Source organism: Membranihabitans marinus (assembly GCF_019802045.1).
Lineage (GTDB): Bacteria > Bacteroidota > Bacteroidia > Chitinophagales > Saprospiraceae > Membranihabitans > Membranihabitans marinus_A.
In genome coordinates, this window is the sequence record NZ_JAHVHU010000011.1 from 97,408 (window position 1) to 112,434 (window position 15,027).

Sequence of the window (15,027 nt, forward strand, 5' to 3'; positions counted from 1 at the left end):
ACTAATCCGTATTATCCATACTTTTCAGTACATTTAATAAAATAAATCAAAATATGTTGCCTTTGCTATTTCCCATGCATCACGAGATCACTCACCATGCTGTTTCTGTCCTTGCGGCTGATGTAGGTGGTACTACATCGAATCTCGCTCTCATCGAAATGAAAGGAGATCAGAAAAAAATACTCAAACAACAGAATTATCCTTCCCAGAAACATCAAAGCATGTCCGAGATAATCAAAGATTTTTTGAAAAATCAACCGAAGCCCGATACCTGTTGTATTGGCGTGGCCGGACCGGTATTTCATGGGAGTGCGAAGCCAACCAATCTCTCCTGGGAAGTAAACAGCCGCGAAATCATCCGGCAGCTGGGTCTTCCTAAGGTCCACTTGATCAATGATCTGGAAGCAACCGCTTTTGGATTGGCCATGCTCACTGATGAGGATGTAGTAGTTATTCATCAAGGCAGTACTCAGCCTTCGGGCAATGCCGCTATACTGGCTCCTGGGACAGGCTTGGGTGAATCGGGAATCTATTTTGATGGAACATATTACCATCCATTTGCCTCAGAAGGTGGACACTGCGAATTTCCGGCTCGGGATAAATTCGATTTTGAATTGTATAAATACCTGCAGAAAAAGCACGGGTATGTCAGCAATGAACGGTTGATCTGTGGCCCCGGCATTGTCAATATCTACGAATTTCTAACAGAAAATAAAAATCTGGAGGAACCCGCGTGGGTGACTCATAAGGTTGACAGCGGTGATTCCGCAGCCGAAATTAGTCAGCACATCGAACATAGTCCACGGTGTCACAAAACCATGCGACTTTTTATTCATTATCTGGCTCGTGAAGCGGCCAACCTTGCTTTGAAAATGAAGGCCACCGGCGGGTTGTTTATAGGAGGTGGCATTGCTCCTCAAATAGTCCCATTATTTGAAAAATTTCACTTCAACGATTCTTTTGTGCGCAGTGGTCGAATGAATTATCTTTTAAAAAAAGTACCTGTTCGCATTCTGTTAAACCCCGAAACAGCCTTGCTGGGGGCCGCCTATTATGGGGCGACGAGGTGAATATCAGCACTACTTTCTTACACCAATACCAGCTCGTTGGAATTTGATATCCATCAGGATGAAGGACAAGAATGAAGTTCGATAAGTTATATTTGGTTCCGCTTGCACAAGTGCTCCAATTCAGAAGTTGTATGCATTATAATGAGGCGCTCCCAGATTGTTCCACGTTCACGGATCGCCTCTCACAAGAAGCGATTCGTGAGCGCAGAGGAAACGTCGCGATCTGGAAGCGCGAGATAATACCTATACATTAATTTTGATTTGGTGCACTAGGTAGAAACAGACTCTTTAGCCGCTGCATGCTGAGCTACGATGTAACCATAAACCAGCCCCTGGCAAATCGTACCACCTGCTCCGGGGTAAGTCTTTCCAAAGATATTGGCCGCCGTGTTCCCGATCGCGTACAAACCTTCGATGACCGATTTGTCTTCACGCAATACTCTGCCATGTTCATCGGCCACAAGTCCGCCACAGGTACCCAGATCAGAGAGCACTACTTTCACGGCATACAATTTCCCCTTAAGCGGGAGTAAATTTGGATTGGGCTTAATCGTCGGATCACCGTAATATCTATCGTAGGCACTTTCACCCCGCTGAAAATCTTTATCTTTTCCTTCCTCCGCCATTTGATTAAACCGGTTGAATGAATCCATAAAATCTTTTTCAGGCAGCCCCATGGACTTCGCAAGTGCTGCAGGTGAATCCGCTGAATGCGCTATACCCGCTTCATACCACTCATCTGGTAGCGGTGACCTGGGAAATACAGAACCCGCCAACAAGTATCTGTTCCGATAAGTCTGATCAAAGACCAACCACATATCACCAACCGGATTACCCTTTTCCTCGTATTCCAATACTTTTTGGCCAAAACTCATATAGTTAATCGCCTCATTGATAAAACGCTGGCCTTTACTGTTCACCATAAAGCTGCCCGGAAGGGAGCGTTCTGCCAGAAGGACCTGAGGGTTCTCTCCCGGCTTCGTGGGAGCCACCGCGGGAAACCACCAGGCTTGCTTCATCAGATCAATATCGGCTCCCATTTCCTGCGAAAGCTCAATAGCATCACCGGTATTCCCTTCTGCACCAAAACTGAGATCGTCAACTAAAGATTCTGATTGATAGCGTTGACGCATCGGCATATTGTGGTCAAACCCACCCGCAGCCAATACAACGCCCCGCGTTACCTTTATAGAAATTCTACGACCATTTTGTTCCACTACAGCTCCCGTCACACGTTTTTCATCCACAATAAGCTCGACCAGCTCCGCGTTTGTCACCACAGGAATATCAGCTTCCAGGGCTCCGGCATACAAGCCAGCTGCCAGCGCCTGACCACCAGCCACTAATTTTTTTCCCAGTAGCATCCCACCGACGCCTTGCAATAACCGTTTGAATATTATCGGAAAAGCTTTCAAAGGTTTTCGCATCATCAGATTCATCCACTTATAGTCATACCCGGTCACAGGCATGGGAAGGGATGAAGCCATGAGACCCGGACGAAAATTTGAAAGATCTTTGCCCAGTCTTTTAATATTAAAAGGCCGGCACTCACAAGTTCGTCCTTCTGCGTCTCCGCCTGGTTCCTCCGGATGATAATCGGAATAGCCTTTTGACCAGAAAAATTTCATGGGCGTGGTGCGTTGAAGCATTTCCACCGCAGCGCTACCCTGGACCAGAAATGACTTCCAGCGGTCCCGTGGAGCATCATCTTTGACCAGGGTATCGAGATATTGTTCAGCCTTCTCAAGATGGTCATTTGATCCTTCGGCTTTCAGAATCGGATTGGCAGGGATCCAGAAAGCGCCTCCGGATAGCGCTGTAGAGCCTCCAACATGGGCCGTTTTTTCAATCACGAGACTCTTAAGACCGATTTCATTACCAGCCAACGCAGCCGAAAGGCCTGTTCCCGATCCGACGACCAAAAGATCAACTGTCATATCATTTATAAGTGTTGCTTCACTCTTATTTGAATTATCCATACTTTTTGTTTTAAATTTAAATACTATTTTTAAACTTGATATTTGAAAACCCAAATACCATTCTCACCATTCCATGAAGGATGGCCACAGGCAATAAAACGACCCCCATTACAAGCATCCCCAATTCATAAAACAGCGTACTGTCTTTGAACGGCTTGCCTTTCAGCCTGGATTGAAAAGCACTGTAGGGGATTCCGTACATGTTTCCCGCTATCATAATTTGGGCAGCTGACAGAATAGTCTGTGCTTCATTTTTACCATATTCTTTGACAATGGCATCATATGCGTACTTCTCCGGATATCCCCGTGAATCCGCAAAATGCTGCGCGAACAGGATGGCTTTTGCTTCTTCCGGCTTGATAAAGTCATCATCACCGCTTAAAAAGCTGCTTATTTCTTCATTGGACATACCCTGCTGCAACGCCATTTTGGTATGCTGATAAGAACAGGCCGGACACCCATTTACCTCGGTGACAGCCAATTGTAGTCGACGTATAAAATCCTCATCAACCAATTTGCTTTTTTTATTTTCAATCATTTTGGAAATTGCACCCGGGAGAAAAACAAATGAGCGGTACATTTCCCTTAAACTGAACTTCCGCTTAAATACAATCCGTGAACTTATGGTTTCTGGTATGGTGATGCTATTTTTCATTTTGAATTTGTTTGTACAGTCGCTCTACGTCCTGTCTGCTACACAAAGAAGTTCCAGCATTTAATGTCGCTGCCGTTCCACAGGCGACCCCATATCGCAATACATGTCGGAGATTTTCACCTTGCGTAATAGAAAAAACAATTCCCGCGACCATGCTATCCCCTGCCCCCACCGTCGTTTTCCTTTTCACAATGGGAGCATCCACCTTATAGGTGACATCCTTAGTGATAAGCATAGCACCTTGTGCGCCTAAAGAAACTACCACTATTTCAGAACCGCCATTCAGGATTAAATCTTTAGCAATCGGCTCTATCTCATTGGTTTCCAATTCATTCTCACCTACCAAACTACTCAGCTCCCCAAGGTTTGGCTTTATGAGGTACACCCCCTCCTTTACAGCATGCCGAAGTGCTTCTCCGGAGGTATCCACTATTAATTTTCTTTTATCTCGCTTTGCAATCAGAGCCAATTTAGCATAGAAATCTACTGGAACACCAGGAGGTAAACTTCCACTCGCGACAATATATTCTGAATCATTATGCTCCACTGCCTCTAAACATCGTTGCCATTCTTCGACCTCCATCAACGGTCCCGGCATTCCAAAACGGTACTGCTGATTGCACATTGTATCCACGGCGATCATGTTTTCTCTGGTATGTTGCTTGGTTTGAATATTCAATACTGGAATGCTTTCCCTTGCTAAAAGCTGATTTAGAAATACTCCAGAATAACCGCCGGAGGGATAAATAGCAAGAGCCTCACCACCGAGATTCTTGATGGCTCTTGACACGTTGATGCCTCCACCTCCCGGATCAAAAACCGGCGGTGTACATCTGAGTTTCTTGTCCGGTTGAATCCCGCTCACAGAAGTACTTTTATCAATACAGGGATTCAGGGTAATGGTTATGATATCTGACATGATCTGGTTTTTACAGAAGTACTTGTGAAAAAGTTATGTTCGAAAAATTAATGAACACAAATATACCTGCCCGCAAGTTCCCAAGAAATGCCTCTCATCAGCGGTACTACTGATTGTAATTAGCCCGTTTTCAGGCTACTGACCAAATTCATAGGTTGTACTGATTACGATCATTTCACACAAACACTTACCAACCTATGTTTGCCATTCCAGAATTCCATTTTCAAGAATGATTCACCAGGCATTATCCATCTTAAATCAAAACACAATGAAAATTAAAATTGGCCCGGAATCAACCATTAAAGACGTACAAACAGCGTTCTCAGAGGTCTACCCTTATTTAAGAGTAGACTTTTATAAAACACATCATAAAACACAGGAACTATTTGAGGATAAAGACATGATTGCACCAACTAAGCTTTTTGGTCTGGTAAGCAAATCCATCACGCCAAAAACAATAGATATTAGCCCCAACCGAAAGGTGTCAGACCTTGAGAAAACGATTTATAAGAAACTGGGGATAGCCATGCAAGTATCGCGTAGATCGGGTGATCTCTGGCTCCAAACTTCAAAGACAGATGACTGGACACTTGCCAAACAGAATCAATCTGGCCAGGCAATGATTCCTCAGTCCGCGACTACGCCATCCTAAAAAGAAAGATTACAGAATAGGCAAACCAATAATGAATGGCTCAAGCGAACTCCATAAAAGCATTTCTCGGACAAACCGGCCAAATATTCCGCTTTGCAGGTCGGTTTTTCAACCAGGTTTTTAAACCTCGGTATGAGGTTGCGGAATTCTTCAGGCAATGTTATATTATTGGCTACCGATCGATGCCATTGATCGGTCTGACTGGATTTATCATGGGTTTGGTAATTACGATGCAGCTGCGCCCCAGTATGGTTAGTTATGGTGTAGAATCACAATTACCCGCCATCATTGGTATTGCAATGGTCAGAGAAATTGCTCCAGTGATTACAGCATTGATTTTTGCAGGAAAGATCGGATCAAGTATCGGTGCTGAATTAGGATCCATGAAGGTATCCGAACAAATCGATGCAATGAAAGTGAGCGGGACCAATCCATTCAAGTACCTGGTGGTCACAAGAGTATTGGCCACGACCCTCATGCTTCCCATCCTCACCATATTAAGCGATGCTATTTCACTATATGGATCCTATATCGGAGTAAATATTAGCGGAAACATCAGTTTCAACTTATTCTGGACGCAGATTTTTAATAACCTGGCCTACTATGATGTAATCCCGGCATTTATAAAAACCTTTTTCTTTGGTTTTGCGGTGGGGATCATAGGTTGCTTCAAAGGCTATACCACCCAAAAAGGGACTGCAGGCGTGGGTCGAAGTGCAAATTCTGCTGTTGTTATTTCATCCATCATGATCTTCATCCTGGATTTATTAGCCGTGCAGATCACCGAGTTATTGGGTTTTAATTGAAGCCGTATTTTAAGAAAAATTCTCGTAGAACGATATACTCATGATGCCAGCAGTAAGTAATAAATCAGAAAGAGACCGAGGACAACCCAAGGAGACAGTTTTAAAAATCCGCCACCTCTATAAATCATTTGGAGAAAATCATGTACTGATTGATTTTAACATGGATTTATACCGAGGAGAAAACGTCGTTGTTCTTGGCAAATCCGGATCGGGAAAATCTGTATTGATCAAATGCATCATAGGGTTGATCAAACCTGATAAAGGGATGGTAGAAATGTTTGGGAAAAGCATTCCTAAATTAAATGATGCAGAACTGGATCAGGTGATGGCACGAGTCGGTTTTCTTTTTCAGAGCAATGCATTGTACGACTCTATGACCATACGGGAAAACCTTGAATTTCCGTTGCGAAGACACATGCTGGATATCACTCAGAAAGAGGTCAATACCATCGTCATGGAAGCTCTTAAAGATGTAGGATTAAGCCATACCGTCGATTTGATGCCGGCTGAATTATCCGGGGGAATGCGTAAGCGGATCGCACTGGCGCGTACTCTGATATTGAGACCTGACATCATATTGTATGATGAACCAACGACCGGTCTGGATCCGGTCACCGCAAAAGAAATCATCGGTCTGATGCTGGACATACAAAAAAAGTATAATACGTCATCCATCATCATTTCTCACGACATGAATTGCTTGCGCCTGACCGGTGACCGGGTCATCGTCCTGATGAACGGGACTAATCATGTCACCGGAACGTATCAGGAAATTATAAATCATGAAGATCCGGCGGTAAAAGAATTTTTTGAATAAAAAATCAAACAGAAATACAGATGAGCAAAAAAGTAGTGAATAATGTAAAATTGGGCGTGTTCGTCCTGGCAGGCTTGCTTTTTTTGATATTTCTTTTGTATATGATTGGCAACAATCACTCCTTGTTTGGATCCAATTTTGGATTGAAAGCCAAATTTGAAAATGTCCAGGGTTTAAAGCCCGGAAACAATGTGCGGTATGCCGGCATTGATATAGGAACAGTAAGAAATATCACGATCCTCAATGATACCACCCTGGAAGTAGTCATGACTATTGACGAAAAGATGAAGTCAATCATACAAAAAAATGCGTTGGTCTCCATTGGTACGGATGGCTTAGTGGGTAATAAAGTCGTTAATATAGAGTCTACTAAGCAAATCTCGTCCCTGGTGGAAGATGGTGATATTCTGCCAACCAAAGTTCCGGTGAATACGGACGAAGTTATACAAACTCTCAGCAAGACAAATCAGGATATAAGCATCATCGCTGAGGAATTAAAGGCCACTGTACAGCGTATAAATAGCAGTGATGCTTTGTGGAGTATCCTGAATGCGGAGGATCTACCCAGGAGATTGAGCCTATCGGTAGAGAATGTTCATTTGACCACCGCAAAAGCCTATGATATGATCAATGAGCTCTATGCGATCGTTGATAGTGTAAAGAAAGGAAAAGGCACCGCTGGGGCCATTCTCACTGATACTACTTTGGCTCATAATCTAAATGAAGCCATCTCTAAAATTCAAGAGGTCGGTGATTCAGCGGATTCACTACTGCACAATGCTGCTACGGTAGTAGATGATATCCAAAACAATATAAACCATGGTGGTGGACCTGTAAGTGCACTATTAAAAGACACGGCGATGACGGCAAAAATAGACCACAGCCTTCATAACATCCAGGAAGCTACCGAAAAGTTTGATCAAAACATGGAAGCTCTTAAGCACAACTTCTTGTTCCGTAAATATTTTCGCAATCTGGAAAAGAAAACCGAAAATTAAAACCCAGAGGAGATTCCCCATAGAAGATGGACAGCACTTGTCTGAAATAATTCGAACCATTTGACACGGAAACATCGGTCAGATTGTACCGGATACAGCCAACGGATTACGCCATTTTCAACCGGTAGGCCTGTTTTGCAATTTCCAGTTCTTCATTCGTAGGAACTACCAGTATCTGAACTTTGGATGTGGTAGAATTCAAAGAACGCAATTGATCGGATTTTATGTCATTTTTATCCTCATCGAGGTCAATTCCCAGAAACTCCATATCGGCACAAATAAGCTTTCGCATTTTACTGGAATTCTCTCCGATCCCGGCGGTAAACACCAGCGCATCCAGTCCGTTCATAGCTGCCGCATAAGCGCCAATGTATTTTCGAATTCGGTAGGCATTCATTTCCAATGCGAGGGTACACACTGTATCTCCTGCCAGGGCCCTGGATTCAATGTCCCGAAGATCTGAATATCCGGTGAGCCCAAGCATCCCGCTTTGTTTGGTAAGAAGGGTGTTCACTTCCTCCGGATCGTAGCCCAGGTGCGAGATCAAATGAAAGATCACGCCCTGATCGATATCTCCGCTACGGGTTCCCATGATCAGACCTTCATTGGGGGAGAAACCCATCGAATGATCTACACTTTCCCTATTTTTCACAGCGGTCATGCTGCATCCATTCCCAAGGTGGATGGTGATGATTTTTGACCTCTGAAGACGCAGATAATCATTCGCCTTTTTAGATACATATTCATGGCTGATCCCATGAAACCCATACACTTGAATACCGTGTTCCACATACAGCGGGTCGGGGATGGCATACCGTTTGGCTTTTTGGGGGATGGACCGGTGAAAAGCGGTGTCAAAAACAGCAATTTGGGTAGCCTGAGGAAATAATTCTTCGGCAACCAGTATACCCTCCAGATTGGGTGGATTGTGCAAAGGGGCCAGGGTGGAAAATTCTTCGATTTCTTTTTTCACCCCACCATTAATCTCAACCGTTTCCGAAAAGGTTTTTCCGCCGTGTACAACCCGATGCCCTACCACCTCAATTTCTTCTTTCCTTGCAATCACGCCCACCTCAGAATCCATCAAAATTTCCACCACTTTTTCCAGCCCTTGTCTGTGGTTTTTTAAGTCATGGGATTTCAGTATTTTGGTGTCGCCTGTACTATAACTCAATTGGGAAGCGGATGCACCGATTCGTTCGACCAAACCTGTACAGACCATCGTTTCGGAGGGCATATCCAGTAACTTGAACTTGATTGATGAACTTCCTGAATTGATAATTAATACCTTCATAATCCTGCTTTTCTTATTATACATCCTGGGCCTGGATGGCCGTAACGACGACCGTATTCACAATATCTTCGACTGTGCAACCCCTGCTCAGATCATTGACCGGTTTTTTCAACCCCTGAATAATCGGACCGATCGCCAGAGCTTTGGTCTCACGCTGTACGGCTTTGTACGTATTGTTTCCGGTATTGAGATCTGGAAATATAAACACATTGGCGCGTCCGGCAATAGCTGATCCCGGCATTTTAATTTTGCCCACATTGAGGTCAACCGCAGCATCATACTGAATCGGGCCTTCCACATCAAGGTCCGGTCGGATTTCCTTTAACAAAGTCGTCGCTTCCCGTACTTTATCTACGTCCTTTCCTACTCCGGATGCCCCGGATGAATAGGACAACATGGCTATTTTGGGTTCAATCCCAAAAGCCACACTGGTATCTGCTGAAGAAGATGCGATCTGTGCTAATTGCTCCGCAGTGGGATTGGTATTGATCGCGCAATCTCCGTACACGGATACCCGATCTTCCAGTAACATAAAGAATACAGAGGATATCAGGGATGTTTCGGGCTTCGTCTTGATCAACTGAAGCGCTGGCCGGATGGTATTTTGGGTCGTATGCATGGCGCCGGAGACCATGCCGTCCGCGTCCCCGGAATACACCATCATGGTCCCAAAATAGGACACCTCTTTCAATAGCTCCCGGGCTTGTTCCCGCGTCACATTCTTATGTTTCCGCAGTTCATAAAGCGTGTCCGCATAACGATCAAACCGATCGGAATGCAAAGGATCAATGACGTGAACCGCATTGAGATCAAGATCAACACCTGCGGACCGTACTTTATCTTCGATCTGTGCCCTGTTTCCGAGAATAGTCAGATCGACTGCATTTGATTTTATCAACAGGCGGGCAGCTTGCAGAATACGTTCGTCGACACCTTCGGGTAATACGATATGCTTCTTCACTGATTTTGCCTGTTCCAGGAGCTCATATTGAAACATACCCGGCGTCACGATCTTGCTTTCGACATCAAACATCATTTCGGTTAAACGGCCAACGTTCGTGTTTTTCCTGAAACTATCGATGGAAAGGGCTATTTTTTCGGTATTCTCGGCATAAATCTGAGATTTAATCATACCAATCCTGTTCGTTACAGAAAAAGTACCGCCCTGGGTGGAAATAATGGGAACGATTTCTGAAAGGCCTTCAATAAGGCGGATGATGGAATCTTCTGGTAACAGCCCCCCCGTCAGAACAATACCTGAAATGGATGGATAGTTGGCAGAGATGTTAGCTTGTAAGGCACCCAAAATCAGGTCTGCCCGGTCTCCCGGTGTGATCACCAGCCCATTTTCTTTAAGATGCTTAAGGTAGTTCGGAAGATGCATCGCTCCAACGCTGTAGTACCCGGCCAGATTATTAATATAGGAAGATCCAAAAAGTATTTTGGCATCCAACTCTTCGACAATCTCCTTGATCGAAGGATTGGACAACGCCAGATCCATGGGAATGGCACTGACGACCAGATCATCCGAAAGATTCTTCTCTAATTCCCCCACCACCCATTGTTGGTTTCTAGCCTCCACCTTGTTTGCAATAATCGATACCACCTTGACGCTTTTATCTCTGAACGAGTCATAAGCAATGAGCATGGTTCCCAGGAAATCTTCCATGGTCCGGCCGACACCGCTGGCCAGAATAATGGCCGGGATGGCCAGATTTTTAGCTATAAGTATATTAATATCAAACTCGATGATGGATCCTTCTCCCGTAAAACTGGAACCCTCTACGATGACAAAATCAAAACGTTTCTCTACAGCTTTGTATTTCCTGATAATCCGGCTGAAAATTTCATCATCTTTGTTTTCATTCTTCATCCGGATAATCTCGTTCCGGGTAAAGGCATAGGAATCTTCAAACTTCAGATCCAGATGAAAATAGGAGGTGATCGTATTAATGTGGTTGTCTATCTTTCCTTCTGGAAAATCATCGATAACAGGCCTGAAATAGCCTACGCGAAGTCCCTTTTTTATCAGTGTATCCATCAGCCCCAATGACACAATTGATTTCCCACTATTGGGTTCGGTGGTCGCTACATAAACTCCTTTATTCAATATTTTACTTTCCATAGAAATTAATGTATTTTTACTCTATTCATTTTCAAGATCGGAGTATATACGAATGTAAGGATTATATCACGACCCTCTTCCATATGATTCCGTAAAATTTCAATGTTAACCCCGGAGATCAGGGGCAAAGGAATAATACCCTTTTTTATTAGTATAAAAAACAACACATCATGCAGATTCAAATTAATTTAGACACCAGAATAGCTCATGCGCAAAACAAGTTTCATGAAGTTTATCCTTACTTGAAAATTGATTTTTACAATAAGCCACATGATGAAGAGGAATTATCGAGGGTTTCCGACATGATTTCACCCAATGAACTTTTCAGCAGCATAAAAACGATTATGAGACCGGAATCGATTGACATTGGCGAAGAGCGGACCGTAGCACAGGTGGAACAGGAGTTCTATGACAAATTTGGGGTGGCGATGCAAGTATCTCGAAAATCAGGTGATGTGTGGCTTCAAACTTCCAAAACTGATCATCTAACGCTCAAAAAACAAAATGAATCAGGAAAAGCCATGAGCGAAAAGTAGATCAACCACACCGATCAAGTGCTTTTCATCGTGGGCAATGATTTCGAATTGTTCTAACGTTTTTTCTGCAAAGCGTGAGTGTTGTAACTCATCAATGGAACTGTGGCGACATAATCTATAAATTCCTTTACCCTCCCTTTGCGAAACAGTTTGCGGATTCCCTTGGCCTCCTTCTCATACAAAACCAATAAATCAGCCTTATTCTCTATCACATAATCGACTAATGTCTGAGACACGTCGGGAGATACTCGGGTATCACATTTAAAATTGGAGTAGGTCACGCCTTCACAGATTTCTTGGATATAATCTGATTTTTCAGCATCCATTTTCGGTTCTTTTTTGAACACATGAAGTGCAGAAATACGAGCACCAAATGCCTGGGCAAAAGGCGCCACTTTATTTATGATAAAAATATCCTTGGGCACATCATCCGAGGCATACACGATGCTATTAAAGCCATCAAACACAGCTTTTTCAGGTATGGCCAAAACCGGACAGGGTGCTGTTGACACCAGCTCTTTCGTGGTACTGCCCATCAATATCTGTTTTAATTCACTTTGTCCTTTTGTACCCGCCACGATGAGGTCTGCTTTCGTGTCCTGAACCACTTCCAGTATTCCCTTGGCATAGGTACTGTTCAATGCAACCCGATACGATACCTGTAGATCCGTGTCGGTGAGGTGCGGCTTAGCATATGACTTCAATTTATCGTTTAACGACAGGCCCTGTTTTCTCTCTATTTCAGAAAAACTGAAGAGAGATGAAGAACTGGGCCGTACACTGGGTAGGTCACCGATACTTACTAAAATAAGTTCTGCATTAAACGTTTCACACAAACCAATAGCAAACGATAATGCCGTTGAAGCATTTTTAGAAAAATCTGTGGGATGAACTATTTTTTTCAAAACATCAGGCTTTTGTTCCTGTAAAAATAGAGAAAATCCTCATATTATATCATGACCGGTATCATATCCTGCGGGGTTTATAGAAGAATTCCATCAACTTTTCAAATCCTTTGGACTTATTACTTCCTTAGTGGGGTCAATCAATGATTTAAGAGGTATTTTATGGTTGATCATTGTCGTATAGGATACATGATGTTTTTCATTCCGGGAATCATTTTGCATATTTTCTTTATCGTAAGTGCAGCAAGCCGTAACTCTTATAGCAAGATTTAGTCAAAGAAAAGTCTACCGGACGTCTATAAATATTTTTTTGATTATAACCGGATTAGTAAAAATACGTGGTTGAGAATTCCATATAAACAGGTTATTTAAATACGAAAATTCTGTCAAAAAATAAGATGGTCAGGTTGAACACCTACGGATTTCAAAGCACTAACATTCCTCTCCCCGAATGGCACCTATCGGCTTATTCGGGGTTATTCACCTTCGACACCTTCGGTGTTATTGGGTACTGAGCTTCCTCCGAAAAGTCTGATTTTCGCAAAAGTAACCCCGGTATTTATGCCGGGCTTAAAAAAATGTAAAACACTATTGGGCTTTAACCCCAAATGCATGTTTCTTAATGGCTAAAGCCAAATTTTGCGTTATCATAACAACCCCGGGCTGAAGCACCGGGGTTACTCATTTCAATTTAGACTTTCTGGAGTGGCCTCGGTGTTCAACAGAAGACCCAATAGATTGTAATTTTACGATAAAAAGAGATCATTAATACTCAGAACCCCGGATGGGGTTCAAAGTGAATAACCCCCGGCAAGCGAAGTGCAGCCGGGAGAAAGAGCCCCTCCCTATTGAGAACCCCGTACGGGGTTCAATGTTAAAGGAAAGTCAGTTATTTAATATCCATGTATTCGAAAATGCTATAGCAGCCAATTTGTACATAGAATATTACGATAAGAGAAATAGCATTGGAACTTGATCAAACACGGCTAATCTTCCAAAATAAATTAAAGATCTGGACAAAATATACATTCCACGTTTAAGCGATGCCTATTTGGGAATGATAGATTTTGATACTAAAACCTTTTGGGATCATCCACTCAAAGATTTATAGTACATAACCTTGATAGATTTTTTACACCGTGAAGCGTTTACCCTTGTATGTATGAAAGCCAGAAGACCCATTGTAAGCGATAGCACCATTGGGATAAAATAGTATGGTGGTATTTGAGAATTAAAGAATTATGTAATGATTGGGATACAAATTTACGCAGGCCAAGCCACTCTCACTCTCATTCCCACTCTCACTCTCATTCCCACTCTCACTCTCATTCCCACTCTCACTCTCATTCCCACTCTCACTCTCACACCCACACTCACACCCACACTCACACCCGTAAGTGACCCCGGCAGGATTCGAACCTGCGACCTACTGATTAGAAGTCAGTTGCTCTATCCAGCTGAGCTACGGGGCCAATTTGTTAGAATTGCGGCACAAAACTAAAAAAATACCGGGCAATTCTGTACATTTTATATCGACTATTTGAAAACCAATTTCATACTAACTAAGATACACGCCATGACTACGAATCAGTCCTCCGTCAAAATCGAAGAATCCTGGGCTCGGGTACTTGAAAAAGAGTTTCAGAAACCATACTTTCAAAAACTCACTCAATTTATAAAATCAGAACAGAGTAAAAATAAAACCATCTATCCACCCGGATCACTGATCTTCAACGCATTCAATTCCACGCCATTCGATCAGGTGAAAGTGGTCATTCTCGGTCAAGACCCCTACCATAAAGCGGGGCAGGCCATGGGCTTAAGTTTTTCGGTTCCGAAAGGAATCCGGATCCCCCCTTCGTTGAGGAACATATACAAAGAACTGCATCGCAGCACAGATTTTGATATTCCCAGCCATGGCGACCTGACACCCTGGTCGCGTCAAGGGGTGTTTTTACTAAATGCAGTCCTGACCGTCGAGGAAGCACAACCGCGGTCTCATTCCAAAGCGGGGTGGGAAACATTTACGGATGCTGTCATTGATAAACTGTCTACGGAGCGAAGCGGAATCGCATTTCTTTTGTGGGGAAATTTTGCACGTTCCAAAAAATCGCTGATCGATCCGAAACGACACTTAATTCTGGAAAGCAAGCATCCTTCCCCGTTGGCAGGGAATGCGTTTCATGGGAATAATCATTTTGCCGATACCAATGTATATCTTACAAAAAATGGGCAAAAACCCATAAATTGGCAGGTTTGAAATTGGCTGTT

The 15,027-nt window shown here is 43.4% G+C and carries 13 protein-coding genes and 1 tRNA gene; 7 read left to right on the forward strand and 7 right to left on the reverse strand.

Annotated features, from left to right (window positions below):
• Positions 1-53: 53 nt before the first annotated feature.
• Complete coding sequence (glk, locus tag KUV50_RS12660; RefSeq protein WP_222580531.1) at positions 54-1,070, forward strand: glucokinase; 1,017 nt, start codon at positions 54-56, stop codon at positions 1,068-1,070.
• A 269-nt stretch (positions 1,071-1,339) separates the two neighbouring features.
• Here the strand turns inward: glk and KUV50_RS12665 are convergent, their stop codons facing one another.
• From KUV50_RS12665 to KUV50_RS12675, 3 genes are read right to left on the reverse strand one after another with little or no spacing between them, the layout of a single operon-like run.
• Positions 1,340-3,049, reverse strand: a complete 1,710-nt coding sequence (locus tag KUV50_RS12665; protein WP_222580532.1) for a 3-ketosteroid-delta-1-dehydrogenase — start codon at positions 3,047-3,049, stop codon at positions 1,340-1,342.
• 16 nt (positions 3,050-3,065) lie between these two features.
• Entirely contained in the window at positions 3,066-3,704 is a 639-nt protein-coding gene (locus KUV50_RS12670) for a carboxymuconolactone decarboxylase family protein (RefSeq protein WP_222580533.1), read from the reverse strand.
• Entirely contained in the window at positions 3,694-4,623 is a 930-nt protein-coding gene (locus KUV50_RS12675) for a 1-phosphofructokinase family hexose kinase (protein WP_222580534.1), read from the reverse strand. Before KUV50_RS12675 ends, KUV50_RS12670 begins: the two co-directional genes overlap by 11 nt.
• Before the next feature lie 268 nt (positions 4,624-4,891).
• Between KUV50_RS12675 and KUV50_RS12680 the strand changes: the two genes are divergently transcribed.
• The 4 genes from KUV50_RS12680 to KUV50_RS12695 are packed head-to-tail and all read left to right on the forward strand — an operon-like array spanning position 4,892 to position 7,896.
• Complete coding sequence (locus KUV50_RS12680) at positions 4,892-5,275, forward strand: hypothetical protein (protein ID WP_222580535.1); 384 nt, start codon at positions 4,892-4,894, stop codon at positions 5,273-5,275.
• A 35-nt stretch (positions 5,276-5,310) separates the two neighbouring features.
• Positions 5,311-6,081, forward strand: a complete 771-nt coding sequence (locus KUV50_RS12685) for an MlaE family ABC transporter permease (protein ID WP_222580536.1) — start codon at positions 5,311-5,313, stop codon at positions 6,079-6,081.
• Positions 6,082-6,124: 43 nt separating this feature from the next.
• A complete protein-coding gene (locus tag KUV50_RS12690) occupies positions 6,125-6,898 on the forward strand; it encodes an ATP-binding cassette domain-containing protein (RefSeq protein ID WP_222580630.1) in 774 nt (257 codons plus the stop codon).
• A 20-nt stretch (positions 6,899-6,918) separates the two neighbouring features.
• Positions 6,919-7,896: an MlaD family protein gene (locus KUV50_RS12695; protein ID WP_222580537.1), complete on the forward strand. Its 978-nt coding sequence runs from the start codon at positions 6,919-6,921 to the stop codon at positions 7,894-7,896.
• A gap of 106 nt (positions 7,897-8,002) precedes the next feature.
• On the opposite strand, the gene KUV50_RS12700 is transcribed toward KUV50_RS12695, so the two are convergent.
• Entirely contained in the window at positions 8,003-9,190 is a 1,188-nt protein-coding gene (locus KUV50_RS12700; RefSeq protein ID WP_222580538.1) for an acetate/propionate family kinase, read from the reverse strand.
• A gap of 16 nt (positions 9,191-9,206) precedes the next feature.
• Complete coding sequence (gene pta / locus KUV50_RS12705; protein WP_410000055.1) at positions 9,207-11,300, reverse strand: phosphate acetyltransferase; 2,094 nt, start codon at positions 11,298-11,300, stop codon at positions 9,207-9,209.
• Between the two features lie 185 nt (positions 11,301-11,485).
• On the opposite strand from pta, the gene KUV50_RS12710 reads away from it, so the two are divergent.
• On the forward strand, positions 11,486-11,851 hold the full coding sequence (locus KUV50_RS12710; protein ID WP_222580540.1) for a hypothetical protein: 366 nt from the start codon (positions 11,486-11,488) through the stop codon (positions 11,849-11,851).
• A 53-nt stretch (positions 11,852-11,904) separates the two neighbouring features.
• Here the strand turns inward: KUV50_RS12710 and KUV50_RS12715 are convergent, their stop codons facing one another.
• Entirely contained in the window at positions 11,905-12,756 is an 852-nt protein-coding gene (locus KUV50_RS12715; RefSeq protein ID WP_222580541.1) for a universal stress protein, read from the reverse strand.
• 1,398 nt (positions 12,757-14,154) lie between these two features.
• Positions 14,155-14,228 (reverse strand) — tRNA-Arg (locus KUV50_RS12720).
• Between the two features lie 104 nt (positions 14,229-14,332).
• Here KUV50_RS12720 and ung point away from each other — a divergent pair.
• Entirely contained in the window at positions 14,333-15,016 is a 684-nt protein-coding gene (gene ung / locus KUV50_RS12725; RefSeq protein ID WP_222580542.1) for a uracil-DNA glycosylase, read from the forward strand.
• The last annotated feature ends 11 nt before the right edge of the window (positions 15,017-15,027 follow it).